Genomic DNA, 17587 nt, shown 5'->3' with positions numbered 1-17587 from the left:
ATCGAATGGACAAATACACCCCCCACACCTGGGAACCCCACGAGCGCCCGAGCCTGCCGGGTTCGCCGTCGACACCGTTGCACCCCACGCACAAGCGCTGGCTGTTCGCACTGGTGGGTGTGCTGGTCGCCATTACCGGCGGCCTCGGTAACGCCCTGGTCATCGCCAACCTGCAATACCTGCAAGGCGCCCTCGGCGCGACCACGGCGGAAATGGCCTGGCTGCCCGCCGCCTATGTGATGACCAACGTGTGCATGAACCTGCTGCTTGTGAAATTTCGCCAGCAGTTCGGCCTGCGTGCGTTTACCGAGGTGTTCCTGGTGCTCTATGCGCTGGTGACCTTCGGGCATTTGTTTGTCAACGACCTCAACTCGGCCATCGCCGTGCGCGCCGCCCATGGCATGGTCGGCGCGGCGCTGAGTTCGTTGGGCTTGTACTACATGATCCAGGCCTTCCCGGCCAAGTGGCGCTTGAAAGCCTTGGTGCTCGGCCTGGGCACCGCGCAGCTTGCGTTACCGTTGGCGCGGTTGTTTTCCGAAGACTTGCTGCAGATTGCCGAATGGCGCGGGTTATACCTGTTCGAATTGGGCCTGGCCTTGATCTGCCTGGGCTGTGTGTTCCTGCTCAAGCTGCCGCCTGGCGACCGCTTCAAGACCTTTGAAAAACTCGACTTCCTCACCTTCGCCATCCTCGCCAGCGGCGTGGCTTTGCTCTGCGCGGTGCTGTCGTTGGGGCGTATCGACTGGTGGCTGGAAGCACCCTGGATCGGCGTGGCCTCGGCCTGTTCCCTGATGCTGATCATGACGGGTCTGGCCATCGAGCATAATCGCAGCAACCCGATGCTGATGACGCGCTGGCTGGGCAGCGGCGCGATGATTCGCCTGGCCTTGGCGGTGGTGCTGATTCGCATGGTGCTGTCCGAGCAATCCACCGGTGCGGTGGGGTTCATGCAGATGCTCAACATGAGCTACCAGCAGATGCATACCCTGTATGTGGTGATGCTGGCCGGCGCGATCGCCGGGCTGGTGGTCAGCGCGTTGACGATCAACCCGGCGCACCTGCTGATGCCCCTGGTGATTTCCCTGGCGCTGATGGCCACAGGCTCGGTGATGGACAGTTTCTCCAGTAACCTGACCCGCCCGCAAAACCTCTACATCAGCCAGTTCCTGCTAGGCTTTGGCGGCACGTTCTTCCTCGGGCCGACCATGGTGCTGGGCACCAAAAACGTGCTGACCAACCCACGCAACCTGGTGAGTTTCTCGGTGATGTTCGGGATTTGCCAGAACCTCGGCGGCCTGATCGGCGCGGCCTTGCTCGGCACTTTCCAGATCGTGCGCGAGAAATATCACTCGAGCATGATCGTCGAGCACCTGAGCCTGATCGACCCGCGTGTGGCGGCGCGGGTGCAGAGCGGCGGTTCGGCCTATGGCGGGATCGTCGCCGACCCGGAGTTGCGCAACCTCATGGGCATCCGCAGCCTGGCCACGGCGGCCACCCGTGAGGCGAACGTAATGGCCTACAACGATGTCTTCATGCTGATCGCGATTATCGCGATCCTGACCATGCTCTGGATCTTTACCCGCAGCCTGTGGCTGATGAGCACCACCAAGGCAGCAACCCCTCCCGTTCAACCCAGCGGCGCTTCTTCATGACCGAACCGACTTCTACCACCACGACCACCAACGCCATTGCCGCGACCCCCGAAGGCACCACGCCCCCCGGCGCCACGGTGACCGAGCCGCGTTCCCTGCGGGTGCGTATCGTCTCGTCCCTGGGCTTTGCCGCCATCGCCATCATCGGTGTGCTGATCGTGTTGTACGCCTGGCAACTGCCACCGTTCAGCAGCGCGGTGGAGACCACCGAGAATGCCCTGGTGCGCGGGCAGGTGACGATTATCGGCCCGCAGCTCAGCGGCTATGTGTTCGAAGTGCCGGTGCAGGATTTCCAGTATGTGAAGGCCGGCGACCTGCTGGTGCGCCTGGACGACCGGATTTACAAGCAGCGCCTTGACCAGGCGCTGGCGCAACTGGCGGTGCAAAAGGCGTCGCTGGCCAATGTGGTGCAGCAACGCAACAGCGCCGAAGCGACCATCAAGCTGCGCCAGGCCGCGTTGGTGGACAGCCAGGCCCAGGCGCGCAAGAGCACGGCGGATCTACGCCGCAATGAAGAGCTGATCAGCGACGGCTCTGTGTCCAAGCGCGAGCTGGACGTGACCCGCGCCGCCAATGCCCAGACCATCGCCGCCGTGGCCCAGGCCCAGGCCAGCCTGGAAATTGCCCGCCAGGACCTGCAGACCGTCATCGTCAACCGCGGCTCCCTGGAAGCGGCAGTGGCGAGTGCCGAGGCGGCGGTGGAACTGGCACGGATCGATTTGTCCAACACCCGCATCACCGCCCCGCGCGACGGCCAGCTCGGGCAGATCGGCGTGCGCCTGGGCGCCTACGTCAATTCCGGCGCGCAATTGATGGCCCTGGTGCCCAAGCAACTGTGGGTGATCGCCAATATGAAAGAAACCCAGATGGACAATGTGCAGGTGGGCCAGCCGGTGACCTTCACCGTGGACGCGCTGAACCACCGCAAATTCCATGGCACGGTGCAGCACATCTCACCGGCAACCGGGTCCGAGTTCAGCCTGTTGCAGGCCGACAACGCCACCGGCAACTTCGTCAAGATCGCCCAGCGTGTGCCAGTCAGGATTACCGTGGACCCGGATCAGGCCGAGAGTGAGCGGTTGCGGCCGGGGCTGTCGGTGGTGGTGAGTATCGATACTGCCGGGCGCCTGAAAAATAGCCCACCCTGACACTGACGCAGTGCAGAGCAAAATGTGGGAGGGGGCTTGCCCCCTCCCACATTTTTGATCCGCGGGGATCTAAAGGTCGGTTTACAGCACCACGCTCGGCAACCACAACGACAACGCCGGGATGTAGGTGACGGCCATCAGCACCAGAAACAGCACCGCATAGAACGGCAGCAGCGCGGTCACGGTCTTCTCGATGCTGACCTTGCCCACCGCCGCGCCGACGAACAATACCGCGCCCACCGGAGGCGTGATCAAGCCGATACCGAGGTTGACCAGCATGATCATGCCGAAGTGCACCGGGTCGACACCGATACCGAGTACCACCGGCAACAGGATCGGCGTGAGGATCAGGATCAGCGGCGCCATGTCCATCACCGTGCCGAGCAACAGCAGCATGACGTTGATGCACATCAGGATCACGTAGCGGTTGTCCGACAGGGTCAGGAACAACGTGGTGATCTTCGCCGGGATCTGCATCAGGGTCATGATGTAGCCGAAGCTGGCGGCGAAGGCGATGAGGATCATCACGATGGAAATGGTGCGCACCGTGCGGTGCATCAGCTTGGGCAGCTCGTTCCACTTGTAGTCGCGGTAGATGAACATGGTCACGAAGAACGCCCACAGCACCGCGATGGCCGCGGACTCGGTGGCGGTAAAGATGCCCGACAAGATGCCGCCAAGGATGATCACCATGGCCATCAGGCCCCAGAGCGCATCGGCGCAGATTTTCAGCGCCTGCTTGAGCGGGATGACTTCGCCTTTGGGGTAGTTGCGCTTTTTTGCGAAGATCAGGCACAGCACCATCAGGCACGCGCTCATTAAAAGGCCCGGCACCACGCCGGCCATGAACAATGAGGCGATCGACACCGTGCCGCCCGCCGCCAGGGAGTAGAGCACCGAGTTGTGGCTGGGCGGGGTCAGCAGTGCCTGCACCGAGCCGCTGACGGTCACCGCCGTGGCGAACTCCCGCGGGTAGCCACGGCGTTCCATTTCCGGGATCAGCACCGAACCGACCGAGGCGGTATCGGCCACCGACGAGCCGGAAATCGCGCCGAAAAACGTCGAGGCCATGATGTTGACCAAGGACAGGCCGCCACGCACAAAGCCCACCAGCACCCCGGCAAACGCCACCAGGCGCCGCGACATGCCGCCCTCGGCCATGATCGCACCGGCCAGCACGAAGAACGGTATCGCCATCAGCGAAAACTTGTTCACCCCGCCCGCCACCTGGATCATCAAGGCCTGGAAGGGAATGTCGATCCACCACGCGCCGATCAGCGCCGACAGCCCGAGGGCGTAGGCCACCGGCATGCCAATCAGGATCAGGGCGATAAAGCTGCCCAACAGAATCAATGCGTCCATAGTCAGGCAGCCCCTTCGCTTTCTTCCACCAGGTCAAAGCGCACGACGCGCCGGTTGCTCTGGTCCCCGAGCAGGAGTTTTTCCACCACAAAGATCAGGGTCAGCAGGCCGCCAATGGGGATCGGCATGTAGGTGATGCCCACGCGCAGGGTGGGGATCGCGCTCATGAACTGGTTCCAGGTCGACAGGCACAGCTTGGTGCCCCAGAGAGTCATGAACAGGCAGATGGTGCCCATCAACAGTTGCGAGAAAATACCGACGATGCGGCGTTGAGCGGGGGGCAGGCGGTCGGTGACCATTGCCACCGACATATGCGCGCCGGCGCGGTAACTGGCGGCGGCGCCGATAAAGGTGAACACCAGCATCAGCAGGATGGCGGTGGGCTCCGGCCAGCTGGAACCGGTGCCGAGGACGTAGCGGGCGAAGATGCCCCAAGGAATGATCAGCGCAACCCCCAGGACCGAGAGGCCGGCAACCCAGATGCAGGTCATGTAGATACGGTCGTTGATGCGCAGCAGTAAATTCTTCATGGCGTTCACCGTGACCGGGCGCGTCGATAACGACCGCGCCGGGCCTTATGCAGGGAGCAGGGAGGTTATTGAACGGCGTCGATGCGCTTGATCATGTCTGCATACGGTGCGCCGTACTTGGCGCGCACCTGGGCGGTGGCATCATAGAAGGGCTTTTTGTCGACGCTGATAAACTCCACGCCGGCCTTCTTGAGTTTCTCTTCGCTGCTGGCGGACTTGGCGTCCCACAGCACGCGCTCGTCGGCCTGGGCGGCCTTGGCGGCTTGCTTGACCATGTCCTGCTGCGCGGGCGTGAGCTTGTTCCAGGTGATTTTCGACATCACGATAGGCTCGGGCAGAATCAGGTGCTCGGTAAGGGTGTAGTACTTGGCGTTCTGGTAGTGGTTATGTTCCAGCAAGGTCGGCGGGTTGTTTTCCGCACCGTCGATGACCCCGGTCTGCAAGGCGCTGAAGATTTCGCCGGTGTCCATGGCGATGCCGTTGGCGCCCATGGCGTTGAAGGCATCGATAAACAGCGGGTTGCCTTGCACGCGGATCTTCATACCCTTGAGGTCTTCGATCTTGCGCACCGGCTTCTTGGTGTAGAGGTTGCGCGTGCCTCCATCCATCCAGGCCAGGGCCACCAGGCCGAACTCGGAGTCGGTGATCTTGGCGAGGATTTCGTCGCCGATCTCGCCATCGATGACCTTGCGCATATGCGCCTGGTCGCGGAACACGAACGGCAGGTTGAACACGTTCACATCCGGCACCACCGGGCCGACGATGCCGAGGCTGACGCGGGTCATCTGCACTGCGCCGACCTGGGCCTGTTCGACCACCTCTTTCTCGGAGCCGAGCACACCGCCGGGGAAGTACTTGAAGGTCAGTTCGCCGTTGCTCGCTTTGGTAAGGGCCTTGCCCATGTTTTCTTCGGCGACCACGGTGGGGTAGCCGGCGGGGTGGATGTCGGCAAACTTGATTTCCAGCGCGTGGGCGGCGCTGCTGAGGGTGATGAGTGCGGCGGCGAGCAAGGTGCGTTTGAAGTCCATGGGGTGTCACTCCTGTCTTGTTATTGTTGTATTCAAGGCACAGCAGTACAGCTAGAGGATGAAGTGCGGTTCGGCCAGCCCTTTGACGCCCGGGTTGAGCGCGAATACGCCGCCGGACAGCGACTGTTCAGTCGCATCGTCACGGATCGAGGTGACGTACAGGGTGTCCAGGCGGCTGCCGCCAAACGCGCACATGGTGGGTTTTTTCACCGGTAGGCTGAGAGAACGATCAAGACGGCCCTCGGGGGTGAAACGGTTGATGAGCCCGGCGTCATTGGCGCAGATCCAATAGCAGCCGTCGGCGTCCACGGCAGCGCCGTCGGGGCGGCCGGGGAAGTGGTTCATATCGATAAACAGGCGGCGATTGGACGGCGTGCCGGTGTTGGTGTCGTAGTCGAAGGCCCACACCTGCTGCACCTGCGGATGCGAATCCGAGGCGTACATCGTGCGGCCATCGGGGCTGAAGGCCAGGCCGTTGAGGGTGATGAAGCCGTCCAGTTGAGCGTGGGGCGCGGCGCCGGACGCATAGCGGTACAGAATGCCCTCGGCCGCGCTCAAGCCCATGTCCAGCACCATGCTTCCTGCCCAGAAACGGCCCTGGCGATCACAGCGACCATCGTTCAGGCGCATGTCCGGACGCGGGTGCTCGACATTGGCCAGGCGTGTGGTGTCGAGGCTGCCGTCAGCGTGGGGCGTCAATTGGAAAAAGCCGGTTTGCATGCCGGCTACCCAGTGACCCGCGTCGGTGCGTGCGATGCAGGCGAGCATCTGTGGCGCTTTCCATGCGCTAAGGTGGCCGGTGGAGGCGTCCCAGCGTTGCAGGCCGCCGTTGGGGATATCCACCCAATACAAGGCGTTTTCTTCGGGCACCCACACCGGGCATTCGCCTACGGCGTTGCGGGCATCGACAATCAATTCAGCGCTCATGGCCACTCATTCCCTTGGGTTGCTGTGCACTCAGTCACCGAACGGCCCTGCCGCGCAAAAGGCCCCGCCCTGGTAGACCGCGGCCGGGTCATCGGCGGCCACTGGCGGCTGGGTTTCGACCTGGGCGCGGAACACTTCGGAGCTGTCCTTGGGCGCAAAGCCCAAGTGCGCGGCGTAGCGGTTGTCCCACCAGGTGTCGAGGTTGGCCGACATGCCGTACACCACGGTGTGGCCGACATTGGGCGTATACAGCGCGCGTTCGAGCAACTGGGTCAGGTCATCGAAGCTCAGCCAGGTGTGCATCATCCGGCGGTTCTGGGGTTGCGGGAACGAGGAGCCGATGCGGATGCTCACGGTCTCGATGCCGTAGCGGTCGAAGTAGAAGCTGGCCATGTCTTCGCCGTAGGATTTGGACAGGCCGTAGTAGCTGTCCGGACGGCGCGGGGAGTGGGCGTCGAGTTGTTCGCCCTGCTTGTAGAAGCCGATCACATGGTTGGAGCTGGCGAAGATCACACGCTTGACCCCATGGCGGCGGGCAGCTTCGTAGATATGGAAAATACCGCTGATATTGGCGCCGAGGACTTCTTCGAAGGAGCGCTCCACCGATACGCCGCCAAAGTGCAGGATGGCGTCGACGCCTTCCACCAAGTGGTGCACGGCTTGTTTATCGGCGAGGTCGCAGGGCTGTACTTCTTCATGAGCGCCGGCAGCGGCGGCCATGTCGGCGATATCCGACAGGCGCAGTACCTTGGCGTAAGGGCGCATGCGTTCGCGCAGGACTTTGCCGAGGCCGCCGGCGGCGCCGGTGAGCAGTAGGCGGTTGAAGGGAGCGGGCGTTGTGGTGGTCATGGGCATTCCAGATTTTTGTTGTAGGTTGTCGTATGACTATGTCGAAATAGTGTTAGGGATTCCCTGTGTTGTCAACGCCCTTCCAGACGAGTGAGATCACATGTAGGAGGGGCGTGCGACGATTCAACCTGCCCCGATGGCGGTGGGTCAGCGAAGAATGTATTTCCAGACACTTCCTCATCGGGGGCAAGCCCCCTCCCACAGTGGTAGTGCAGTGGCTGACAGACCATCTGCGGTCTTTAGAGCAGTGAAATCGGATAGCTGACAAATATTCGGTTCTCATCAAACTCGTTATTGCTGAAATCGCGCCGCATCGTCGAATTGCGCCACTTCACGTTGAGGTTCTTCAACGCACCGCTCTGCACCGTGTAAGCCAGCTCCGATTCACGCCCCCATTCCTTGCCATCGGTGATCGCCCCGGTGTGCACGTTACTGCCACTGATATAGCGGTTCATCAGGGTCAGCCCGGGGACGCCGAGCACCACGAAGTTGAAGTCATGGCGCAACTGCCAGGATTTTTCCTTGGCGTTGTCGTAGCTGGCGTTATAGCTGTCGTTGGCCAGGGTGCCGCCACTGGTGCCGTTGACGCGCATCCACACGCTGTCGCCGGTGAGCTTCTGCAGGCCGACGTAGAAGGTGTGGCCGTTGTATCTGGCTGAGAGCAGGGCGGACACGGTCTTGTTATCCAGGTCACCGGCCAGGGCGCTGCCGTCTTCCTTGCCGTTGAAGAAGCCGAGGTTGGCGCCCAGGGTCCAGTCGCCCACGGGTTGGCTGTGGGTGAGGTTGAGGTATTGCTGCTGGTAGATATCGGTGAGTTCGGCGTACCACAGGCCAACCTGGGTGCGTTTGTCATTGAAGGTGTATTCGCCGCCACCGAAGTTGAAACGGTCCGAGGTGAAGGCGGCTTTGCCGTTCATGAACATATCTTCCATGCTCGCGTCGTTGCGCGGGCTGTTGCCGCGAAACTGGCCGCCGTAAAGGGTCAGGCCGGCGATCTCATTGGACGTGACCTGGCCGCCACGGAAGGTCTGGGGCAGGGAACGGCCATCATCGGAACGCAGGATCGGCAGCACCGGCATCCATTCGCCCACCTTCAATTCGGTCTTCGACAGTTTGGTCTTCAGCGCCACGCCCAGGCGGCCGAAGTTATCGGCGGGGCGGCCATCCTCATGCACCGGCAGCAGCTGGGTGCCGGCGGTGCCTTTGCCGCCATCGAGTTTTTGCGAATACAGGCCCAGTACATCGATCCCGAAGCCCACGGTGCCTTGGGTAAAGCCAGACTTGGCGTCGAGAATGAAGTTCTGCGTCCACTCTTCGGCCTTGCCCTGGGGGTTGGTGGGGTTGGTGAAATTGCGGTTGAAGTAGGCGTTGCGCAGGTTGAGCGTGGCCTTGGCATCTTCGATGAAGCCTTCGGCATTGGTAGCGAGGGGCAGGGTCAGCGCCAGGCCACCGAGACCGATAAGTCCGAGGCACGAGGAGGAATTGCGGGCGAATTGACTCACAGTGAGGCTCCCTTTCTTTTGTTGTTTTTATTTTTTGTTATACGTCGTCGTACAACATTGAGCGGGATATTTGCGGGGTTTTCGGGGTGTGTCAAGCAGAAGTTATACGATGACTGCGTGTGGCCTGATTTAAAGCGGGCAGGGTTAATGTGGGAGGGAGTCAGACTTGGTTTTTTATCCCGCCAGGACCATCGGCGGCAGGGTGCCAAGGAGTGAAACGGCGGCTACTGCACAGACTCCCAGCAGCCATTCCACCATCACACTGGCCTTCAAGCTGCCCAGCCGCTGTTCGCAGCGATCAAGGCGCAACCGGTTCAGCAGCGCCAGTGCCAACATGCCCAGCACCAGCATCACCTTGATCAACAGAATCAGGGCAAAACCACTGAACAACGGCGTGGGCCACAGTTGCCCGGTGAGCACGCGCACGTTGATCAAGCCGGTTACCAGCAAGCCTGCAACCAGGCCATAACCCACGCCGCTGAAGCGGCGCAGAATCGGCTCCAACCGGTGCTCTTGCGCGTGTCTGAGGATCAGCACCAGAACCAGCAACCCACCCAGCCAGGCTCCTACGCACAGCAGGTGCACCACCTGGTTGAGGATCAGCAATTGCCCACTCAGCCCATCGAGCATGGCGCCATGGCCAACAGGGGCCAGGGTCGCCAGCAGCAGGGCGATCAATGGCAGGCGCAAGGCTGGCCAGGGCTTGATCAGCGCGATCACCAGCAGCAGGTTCAGCAGCAGATGCCAGGCCCACACCTGGCCGAAGAAGGTCTTGCCCAGCACCAGTTGGACGGTGGCCGGTTGCAGCGCTGCGTCCCAACTGCCGGCCATGCTGGCAGTGATCAACAGCAACCACACCAGGCCGGAACCGAGCCCCACCCAGGCCAGGCCACGGGTGATGCGCAGCAATTGCCGGTCCAGTGCCGGCTGCCTTTGAGTGCCGAGCAGCCAGGGCCTGAACACCCAGGCCCCGAACATCATCAGCACCACTACAAAATGCAGGAAACGGCACAGCACCAGCAGCGTTGCCATGGGTTATTGGCCGACCTTGAAGCTGTATTCGCCGTTGCTCTTGTGGGTGTCGACCGACACGGCGTTCCACACGACTTTGTACGTGCCAGCCGCGAGCGGTGCAGCGGGCGTCACCACCAGGACTTTCTTGTCGGCGTCCGGGGTTTGCAGGCCCTTGATGGCGACTTCGGTGCCGTCCTTGCTCAGGGATACTTTGGTAAAGGTGGCTTCGACGCCCTCGGTAAAGGTCAGGCGCAGGGCTTTCGGCGAGGCGACGCTGCTGTCGGGCGCAGGTTCTGCACTCTTGAGGTGGGCGTGGGCAAACGCTGCCGAAGCGCCCAGCAGGGATGCCAGCAAAGTGACGATGGTCAGGGCTTTCTTGATCAACATTGTTCAATACCAATCAATGGGAAGGACAAGCAGTGTACGAAGTTTGCACCGCGCCTGTCGCCCCGATCTAGAGCCGATGGTAGTCTTTAGGCCGTGTTGTTGTCAGGGAGCCCTTATGGGCAATCACAAGAGTGGAATTCGTCGAGTCAACGTCGAGAAAATCCTGTTGGCCGCAGAAAAAGTCTTCGCCGAAAAAGGCTATGGCAGCACCGCCATGGCCGACATCGCCGAAGAGGTGCAACTGCCGCGCTCTAACCTGCATTACTACTTCACCACCAAGAGCGAGCTGTACAGCGCGGTGCTGTTCGACCTGCTCGAGCTGTGGAAGCAGGACGCCCTGAGCTTCGAGACCTTCGACGACCCGCGGGTGGTGCTCAGCAGTTATATCCGCGCCAAGATGCAGCGCTCGCGGACGCGACCCTATGGCTCCAAGGTCTGGGCCAATGAAATCATCCACGGCGCGCCGACCCTCGGTGAGGCATTGGATGAAAGCCTGTACGACTGGGCCAAGATGAAGGAGGCGAAGATTCGCCAATGGGTGGAAGACAAACGCATCCTGCCGGTGGAGCCTTCGAGCCTGCTGTATATGATCTGGGCCTCGACCCAGCACTATGCCGACTTTGACCACCAGGTGAAGATCCTGAACGACCACCAGCCGTTGTCGGACATGCAGTTCGAGAAGGCGATCCAGACGGTAACCAGTGTGATTTTGCGGGGGATTGGGTTGGAGCCTTGAGCTTTGTGGTGAGGCTGAGGGCCCCATCGCAGGCAAGCCAGCTCTCACATTCGATTGCATTCCTTCAGACAAAATGCGGTCAACTGTGGGAGCTGGCTTGCCTGCGATAGCGGTCTAAAGGCTACACAGCTTCCCGATACGGATTACGCGGATCCTGGGTCCAATTCAAAAACGGCTTGCCCGTATCCATCGGCACCATCTCGATACAGTCCGCCACCGGGCAGGTGATCTGGCACAGGTTGCAGCCCACGCACTCATCATCGATCACTTGATACTTATGCGTGCCGTCCGCCTGCTTCAGGCTGGCAATGGCCTGGTGCGAGGTATCCTCACAGGCAATATGACAACGCCCACAGCCAATGCAGGCCGCTTGGTCAATCTTGGCGATGACTTGGTAGTTGATATCCAGGTACTTCCAGTCCGTGGTATTGCCCACCGCCCGCCCGGAAAATGCCTGCAGGCTGGTATAGCCCTGGCTGTCCATCCACCGCGACAAGCCATCCTTCATCTCCTCAACGATGCGAAACCCATGCAGCATCGCCGCTGTGCACACCTGCACCGCGCCGCAGCCCAAAGCGACGAACTCCGCGGCATCGCGCCAGTTGCCTATACCGCCGATACCGCAGATCGGCAGGCCCTGGGTCTGTGGGTCACGGGCAATTTCAGCCACCATGTTCAAGGCAATCGGCTTCACCGCCGAGCCGCAGTAACCACCATGGGTGCTCTGGGTGCCGACCATCGGCAGGGCGACCATGCGCTCCAGATCCACGCTGGTAATGGAGTTGATGGTATTGATCAGCGACACCGCATCCGCACCACCGCGATACGCTGCCCGCGCCGCCACGCGGATGTCGGTGATGTTCGGCGTGAGCTTGACGATCACTGGCAACGAACAGTAGGTCTTGCACCAGCGCGTTACTTGCTCCACATACTCCGGCACCTGGCCGACGGCGGCGCCCATGCCGCGTTCGGGCATGCCGTGGGGGCAGCCGAAGTTCAGTTCAATGCCGTCGCAGCCGGTGGCCTCCACCAGGGGCAGGATGTTTTTCCAGGATTCTTCAACGCACGGCACCATCAGCGATACGATCAGCGCACGGTCGGGCCAGTCCTTTTTGACCTGGGTGATTTCCCGCAGGTTGATCTCCAGGGAACGGTCGGTGATCAGTTCGATATTGTTGATGCCCAGCACTTCGCGATTGGCCCCGTAATGCGCTGAGTAACGCGACGACACGTTGACCGCCGCGGGGTCTTCCCCCAGGGTTTTCCACACCACGCCGCCCCAGCCGGCTTCGAAGGCGCGGACCACGTTATAGGCTTTGTCGGTGGGTGGCGCGGAGGCCAGCCAGAATGGATTGGGGGCCTTGATACCGGCGAATACTATCGAGAGATCGGCCATTACGCAGCCTCCACATTCAGCATGAGTTGGGCGTGCATGGCCTCGGCGGCCAGCTTGCCATGTTGCACGGCCTGGACGGTGAGGTCCTGGCCGAGGCTGACGCAATCACCGCCGGCATACACGCCAGGGATGCTGGTGCGCAACTGTTCGTCGACGAAGATGCGCTCGCCCACGCGGTGCAGTTGCTGGGCCAATGGATCGTGCAGCGCGTCGCCGTCAAACCCTTGGCCGATGGCCTTGAAGATTGCGTCGGCGGCCAGCTCGAAGGTTTCGCCAGTGGGCTGCAGGCGCCCGTTGTCCAGGCGGGTGCGGGCGAAACGCATGCCGCTTACGCGTCCCTGATCGTCGAGCAACACTTCCTCGGGTTGGGCCCAGGTCAACAGCCGCACTTGATTGGCCTTGGCGATGTCCTGTTCGTGGTGGGTCGCGCCCATGTCCGCCAAGCCGCGGCGGTACACAAGGTTCACATCCCGGGCACCGAGGCGGGCCATTTGCACGGCCATGTCGATGGCGGTATTGCCGGCGCCGAGTACGAGGCAGCGGTCGGCCAGGGGCAATTGGCTGAGGTCATCGGCCTGGCGCAGTTCGCGGATGTAGTCGGTGGCGGCGAGTAGGCCCGGGGCGTCTTCGTGGGGTAAACCGAGCTGTTTGCTGGCCGCCAGGCCGAGGCCGAGGAACACCGAATCGAACTGCTGGTGCAGTTCGCTCAAGCTCAGGTTGTCGCCCAGGCGCTGGCCGTGGCGGATTTCGATGCCGCCGATCTGCAGGAGGAAATCCAGTTCCTTTTGGGCAAAATCATCCACCAGTTTGTACTTGGCGATCCCGTATTCGTTCAGGCCACCGGCTTTTTCCCGGGCCTCGAAAATCACCACGTCATGGCCGTGCAATGCGGCACGATGGGCACAGGCCAGGCCCGCCGGCCCGGCGCCGACCACGGCGATGCGTTTGCCGGTGGGCGCGGCGCGCTGGAACGGGTGTTCGTTGAAGTGCGCGTTGTCGATGGCGTAGCGTTGCAACAGGCCGATCAGCACCGGAGCGCATTCTTCGGCGTTGTTACGCACGCAGGCTTGCTGGCAAAGGATCTCCGTCGGGCAGACCCGGGCGCAACTGCCGCCGAGGATGTTGGCCGAAAGGATTTTCTGCGCGGCACCCTGGACGTTGTCGGTGTGGATATTGCGGATGAACGACGGAATGTCGATCTCGCTGGGGCACGCATTCACACAAGGCGCGTCGTAGCAGTACAGGCAGCGCGAGGCTTCCAGTTGGGCCTGGCGGGCGTTGAGGGGTGGTGCCAGGTCGGTGAATTGGCTGGCGAGGGTGGCCCCGTCTTCGCGGGGATGGGGGAGGTGGGTCAGGGTCTGGATCACGGTGATGGCCTCACGGTTTTTTTTGGATTGCCTCTAAGTGGGCATTTTTGTTGCCTGTACTGGCCTCATCGGGGGCAGGCCCCCTCCCACACTGGATCTATGTGAACTCGATCAAATGTGGGAGCGGGCTTGCTCGCGAAAGGGTTTAGCGGTTCACTGCCACTGGCTTGGAAAGCGCTGCCCGCTTGCTCAACTGCTCAAACACCGACGGATACGCCGGCCGCTCCACATAGCGCCCGGCGCCACGTTCGGCGCGCAGGTCGCCATCGGCCCAGACCAGCTTGCCCTGGCTGATGGTGTGGCTCGGCACGCCGCGTACGGTCTTGCCTTCGAAGATGTTGAAATCGACCTGCTGATGGTGGGTCTTGGCCGAAATGGTTCGCGTGCCTTGCGGATCCCACAGCACCAGGTCGGCATCGGCACCTACGCGCACCGCGCCTTTACGTGGGTAGAGATTGAAGATCTTCGCGGTGTTGGTGGAGGTCAGTGCAACGAACTCCTGCATCGACAGGCGCCCTGTGTTGACGCCTTCGTGCCACAGCAGCGCCATGCGGTCTTCGATACCGGCGGTGCCGTTGGGGATCTTGCTGAAATCGTCGCGCCCGGCGGCTTTTTGTTCGGCGCAGAAGCAGCAATGATCGGTGGCGGTGGTGTGCAGGTTGCCCGATTGCAGGCCGTGCCATAGAGCCTCCTGGTGCCCGCGCGGGCGGAACGGCGGGCTCATCACATAGCCGGCGGCGGTCTGCCAGTCGGGGTGCTGGTAGACGCTGTCATCCAGCAACAAGTGGCCGGCAAGCACCTCGCCGTAAACCGCCTGGCCCTTGCCTCGGGCATAGGTGATTTCATCCAGCGCTTCCTTGGTCGACACATGCACCAGGTACAGTGGCGTGCCGATGGTCTCGGCAATACGAATCGCCCGGCTGGCCGCTTCGCCTTCCACCTGGGATGGGCGCGACAGCGGATGCGCTTCCGGCCCGGTGATGCCCTGGGCCATCAGCTTGCGTTGCAGGTGATACACCAGCTCGCCGTTTTCGGCATGTACGGTGGGCACTGCGCCCAGTTCCAGGCAGCGCTCGAAGCTGGCCACCAGGGTGTCGTCGGCGGCCATGATCGCATTCTTGTAGGCCATGAAATGCTTGAAGCTGTTGATGCCGTGATGGCTGACCAGCTCGGCCATTTCTTCGCGTACCTGTTCGCTCCACCAAGTGATTGCCACATGAAAGCCGTAGTCGGAGGCGGACTTCTCTGCCCAGCCGCGCCACTGGTGAAACGCTTCCATCAGCGATTGCTGCGGGTTGGGAATCACGAAGTCGATGATCGATGTGGTGCCACCGGCCAGACCCGCCGCCGTGCCACTGAAAAAGTCTTCACTGGCCACCGTGCCCATGAAGGGCAGTTGCATATGGGTATGGGGGTCGATGCCACCCGGCATCAGGTATTGGCCGCTGCCATCGAGTAATTCAGTGCCCGCGGGTATATCCAGATCCGTGCCAATGGCGCGAATTAGACCGCCTGCGCATAAAACATCGGCGCGGTAACTTTCATCATGGGTAATAACGGTGGCGCCACGGATCAACAGCGACATGTCGAGTTCCTCACAGGCTTGACCGGCTTGTGCCAGTTCTAAGTGTTGTAATGCTGCACGCCGATGGTCGGTTAATTCCTGTCATCGGTGACAGGAATAGAAACTAGCCCGAGTTTTTGGATTGGGCAAGAAGATTTTTCCTAAGCTTTTTCTGACGCTAATATATTGATTTGTATGGTAAAAATTATAAATACACCAAAATGTAGCACTGCCTCACCGTTTTGACGCACTTGACAGGTTCCACTTATAAGCAACATTTCTTATTGCAAATCAGGCGCTTGAGACATGCCGCTTGACGGCGTCGAAAAATAAAAATAATTGTGTTGCACCAGATTGAGTCCGGACGGTTCGGATAACTTCCCGTTAGGCAGCCTGCGTAACCTGGACAGTTGTCTGGATGCAATCTGAAAGTTGAATAACATCAGCACGTTATATAAGCGGTGCGGGTTCAAGTTGGGTTGTCGGCACGGTAATTGAGTGCGGTGGCGGCTGGCAGGAGCCCGTGATGTCATGTTGTTTACGCGGTACTCCGGCCACCTGGACACAACGTGCAGGTGAGCAACAATAATTTTAAAAACACCGTGGAGCGGCCATGCAACAGAACAGATCGCAAGTCATCGAGCGCAACGGCCTGTACGAACTCGACGCCGGCCCCGACGTCCTCGACAGCCCTCGCTACAACCACGACATGGCACCCACCAAGGTGCACGAGCGCACTTGGAACAAGTGGCACATCACCGCGCTGTGGGTCGGCATGTCGATCTGCGTGCCCACCTACACCCTGGGCGGTGTGCTCACCGCGTATTTCGGGCTGTCGGTGGGAGAGGCGCTCATGGCGATCCTGCTGGCCAATCTCGTGGTGCTGATCCCGCTGACCCTCAACGCGTTTCCCGGCACCCAGTACGGCATTCCGTTTCCAGTGCTGCTGCGCTCTTCATTCGGCATCCTTGGCTCCAACGTGCCGTGTTTGATCCGCGCGCTGGTGGCCTGCGGCTGGTTTGGTATCCAGACCATGTTCGGCGGGCTGGCGATCCACCTGTTCCTGGGTTCGATTTTCGACGGCTGGAAGGCACTCGGTGGCACCGGTGAGGTGATCGGTTTCATGATCTTCTGGTGTTTGAACCTGTGGGTGGTGCTGCGTGGCGCCGAGTCGATCAAGCGCCTGGAAACCTTGTCGGCGCCGCTGCTGGTGGCCGTGGGGGTTGGCCTGCTGGTGTGGGCGATGCCGAATGTATCCCTCAGCGAGCTGATGGCGATCCCACCCAAGCGCCCCGAAGGCGCGAACCTCACCGGCTATTTCATGGCGGGGCTGACGGCGATGGTGGGGTTCTGGGCTACCTTGTCGCTGAACATCCCTGACTTCAGCCGCTACGCCAAGAGCCAGAAAGACCAGATCCTCGGGCAGATTTTCGGCTTGCCGCTGACCATGTTCCTGTTCGCCGCCCTTGGCGTGGTCATGACCGCCGCCTCGGTAAAACTGGTGGGGGTCAGTGTCTCCGACCCGGTGACCCTGATCGGCCATATCCAGAGCCCGGTATGGGTGGCCGTGGCTATGGCGCTGATCATTGTCGCCACCTTGTCCACCAACACTGCGGCGAACATTGTCTCGCCCACCAACGACTTCCAGAACATTGCGCCCAAGCTGATCAACCGCACTACGGCGGTGATCCTGACCGGCCTGGTCGGGCTGGCGCTGATGGCCCATGAGCTGCTGAAAAAACTCGGCTTGATCGTTTCCGATGTGAGCCTGGAGACCGTGTATTCCAACTGGCTGCTGGGCTATTCGAGCCTGCTGGGGCCGATTGCCGGGATCATGGTGGTGGACTATTTCATTACCCGCAGACAGCAACTGGACCTGGCGGGGCTGTACCGCGACGACGTGTACCCGGCGTGGAACTGGAGCGGTTTTATCGCCTTTGGCGTGCCGGTGGTGCTGACGCTGCTGTCCCTGGGCAGCGATGCGTTCAGCTGGTTCTACAGCTATGGCTGGTTTACCGGTTCGGCGTTGGGTGGAGTGTTGTATTACGGCTTGAATGCCAAGCGCGCAATTAACCCGGCGACTGCCAAATCACCGTTGTAGTGAATGTGAAATGCAATCATAAGA

At 61.2% G+C, this 17587-nt stretch carries 15 protein-coding genes; 4 read left to right on the top strand and 11 right to left on the bottom strand.

What is annotated here, in order from left to right:
- Positions 1-5 precede the first annotated feature (5 nt).
- Positions 6-1652, top strand: a complete 1647-nt coding sequence (locus TU73_RS18810; RefSeq protein ID WP_057013478.1) for an MFS transporter — start codon at positions 6-8, stop codon at positions 1650-1652.
- Positions 1649-2800 carry an HlyD family secretion protein gene (locus tag TU73_RS18805; RefSeq protein ID WP_043048736.1) on the top strand — a complete coding sequence of 384 codons (1152 nt, stop codon included), beginning with the start codon at positions 1649-1651 and terminating at the stop codon, positions 2798-2800. Before TU73_RS18810 ends, TU73_RS18805 begins: the two co-directional genes overlap by 4 nt.
- 81 nt (positions 2801-2881) lie before the next feature.
- On the opposite strand, the gene TU73_RS18800 is transcribed toward TU73_RS18805, so the two are convergent.
- From TU73_RS18800 to copC, 8 genes are all read right to left on the bottom strand, one after another.
- On the bottom strand, positions 2882-4162 hold the full coding sequence (locus TU73_RS18800) for a TRAP transporter large permease (protein ID WP_057013477.1): 1281 nt from the start codon (positions 4160-4162) through the stop codon (positions 2882-2884).
- A gap of 2 nt (positions 4163-4164) precedes the next feature.
- Positions 4165-4692, bottom strand: a complete 528-nt coding sequence (locus TU73_RS18795) for a TRAP transporter small permease (RefSeq protein WP_046068737.1) — start codon at positions 4690-4692, stop codon at positions 4165-4167.
- 65 nt (positions 4693-4757) lie between these two features.
- Positions 4758-5720, bottom strand: coding sequence for a TRAP transporter substrate-binding protein (locus tag TU73_RS18790; protein WP_057013476.1), 963 nt, complete (start codon positions 5718-5720; stop codon positions 4758-4760).
- 51 nt (positions 5721-5771) lie between these two features.
- Entirely contained in the window at positions 5772-6647 is an 876-nt protein-coding gene (locus TU73_RS18785; RefSeq protein WP_057013475.1) for an SMP-30/gluconolactonase/LRE family protein, read from the bottom strand.
- A 30-nt stretch (positions 6648-6677) separates the two neighbouring features.
- Complete coding sequence (locus TU73_RS18780; protein WP_057013474.1) at positions 6678-7496, bottom strand: NAD-dependent epimerase/dehydratase family protein; 819 nt, start codon at positions 7494-7496, stop codon at positions 6678-6680.
- Between the two features lie 239 nt (positions 7497-7735).
- The gene (locus tag TU73_RS18775) at positions 7736-8998 is read right to left on the bottom strand and encodes an OprD family porin (protein WP_057013473.1); all 1263 of its coding nucleotides are present in this window, start codon (positions 8996-8998) and stop codon (positions 7736-7738) included.
- A 174-nt stretch (positions 8999-9172) separates the two neighbouring features.
- Complete coding sequence (gene copD / locus TU73_RS18770) at positions 9173-10030, bottom strand: copper homeostasis membrane protein CopD (protein WP_057013472.1); 858 nt, start codon at positions 10028-10030, stop codon at positions 9173-9175.
- A 3-nt stretch (positions 10031-10033) separates the two neighbouring features.
- Positions 10034-10399, bottom strand: coding sequence for a copper homeostasis periplasmic binding protein CopC (copC, locus tag TU73_RS18765; RefSeq protein WP_057013471.1), 366 nt, complete (start codon positions 10397-10399; stop codon positions 10034-10036).
- Between the two features lie 115 nt (positions 10400-10514).
- Here copC and TU73_RS18760 point away from each other — a divergent pair, with 115 nt between their 5' ends.
- On the top strand, positions 10515-11135 hold the full coding sequence (locus tag TU73_RS18760; protein ID WP_043048725.1) for a TetR/AcrR family transcriptional regulator: 621 nt from the start codon (positions 10515-10517) through the stop codon (positions 11133-11135).
- Positions 11136-11256: 121 nt separating this feature from the next.
- On the opposite strand, the gene preA is transcribed toward TU73_RS18760, so the two are convergent.
- The 3 genes from preA to hydA all read right to left on the bottom strand — a co-directional run bounded on the left by preA (position 11257) and on the right by hydA (position 15483).
- Positions 11257-12531, bottom strand: a complete 1275-nt coding sequence (gene preA / locus TU73_RS18755) for an NAD-dependent dihydropyrimidine dehydrogenase subunit PreA (protein ID WP_057013470.1) — start codon at positions 12529-12531, stop codon at positions 11257-11259.
- Positions 12531-13898, bottom strand: coding sequence for an NAD(P)-dependent oxidoreductase (locus tag TU73_RS18750; protein WP_057013469.1), 1368 nt, complete (start codon positions 13896-13898; stop codon positions 12531-12533). Before TU73_RS18750 ends, preA begins: the two co-directional genes overlap by 1 nt.
- Before the next feature lie 145 nt (positions 13899-14043).
- Positions 14044-15483 (bottom strand): dihydropyrimidinase, encoded by a 1440-nt coding sequence (gene hydA / locus TU73_RS18745; RefSeq protein WP_057013468.1) that lies wholly within the window; start codon positions 15481-15483, stop codon positions 14044-14046.
- Positions 15484-16075: 592 nt separating this feature from the next.
- Here hydA and TU73_RS18740 point away from each other — a divergent pair.
- The gene (locus tag TU73_RS18740) at positions 16076-17563 is read left to right on the top strand and encodes an NCS1 family nucleobase:cation symporter-1 (protein WP_057013467.1); all 1488 of its coding nucleotides are present in this window, start codon (positions 16076-16078) and stop codon (positions 17561-17563) included.
- The last annotated feature ends 24 nt before the right edge of the window (positions 17564-17587 follow it).

The sequence above is a fragment of the Pseudomonas libanensis genome, assembly GCF_001439685.1.
In the GTDB taxonomy this organism is placed as follows: domain Bacteria; phylum Pseudomonadota; class Gammaproteobacteria; order Pseudomonadales; family Pseudomonadaceae; genus Aquipseudomonas; species Aquipseudomonas libanensis.
The sequence above is the reverse complement of the archived record's forward strand: the minus strand, read 5'-3'. Positions and strand labels throughout refer to the sequence as shown.

Excerpts from the sequence above, each read along its gene's own strand:
- TU73_RS18810 (WP_057013478.1), top strand. The coding sequence starts at position 6 with ATGGACAAATACACCCCCCACACCTGGGAACCCCACGAGCGCCCGAGC.
- TU73_RS18805 (WP_043048736.1), top strand. The coding sequence starts at position 1,649 with ATGACCGAACCGACTTCTACCACCACGACCACCAACGCCATTGCCGCG.
- TU73_RS18800 (WP_057013477.1), bottom strand. The coding sequence starts at position 4,162 with ATGGACGCATTGATTCTGTTGGGCAGCTTTATCGCCCTGATCCTGATT.
- TU73_RS18795 (WP_046068737.1), bottom strand. The coding sequence starts at position 4,692 with ATGAAGAATTTACTGCTGCGCATCAACGACCGTATCTACATGACCTGC.
- TU73_RS18790 (WP_057013476.1), bottom strand. The coding sequence starts at position 5,720 with ATGGACTTCAAACGCACCTTGCTCGCCGCCGCACTCATCACCCTCAGC.
- TU73_RS18785 (WP_057013475.1), bottom strand. The coding sequence starts at position 6,647 with ATGAGCGCTGAATTGATTGTCGATGCCCGCAACGCCGTAGGCGAATGC.
- TU73_RS18780 (WP_057013474.1), bottom strand. The coding sequence starts at position 7,496 with ATGACCACCACAACGCCCGCTCCCTTCAACCGCCTACTGCTCACCGGC.
- copD (WP_057013472.1), bottom strand. The coding sequence starts at position 10,030 with ATGGCAACGCTGCTGGTGCTGTGCCGTTTCCTGCATTTTGTAGTGGTG.
- copC (WP_057013471.1), bottom strand. The coding sequence starts at position 10,399 with ATGTTGATCAAGAAAGCCCTGACCATCGTCACTTTGCTGGCATCCCTG.
- TU73_RS18760 (WP_043048725.1), top strand. The coding sequence starts at position 10,515 with ATGGGCAATCACAAGAGTGGAATTCGTCGAGTCAACGTCGAGAAAATC.
- preA (WP_057013470.1), bottom strand. The coding sequence starts at position 12,531 with ATGGCCGATCTCTCGATAGTATTCGCCGGTATCAAGGCCCCCAATCCA.
- hydA (WP_057013468.1), bottom strand. The coding sequence starts at position 15,483 with ATGTCGCTGTTGATCCGTGGCGCCACCGTTATTACCCATGATGAAAGT.
- TU73_RS18740 (WP_057013467.1), top strand. The coding sequence starts at position 16,076 with ATGCAACAGAACAGATCGCAAGTCATCGAGCGCAACGGCCTGTACGAA.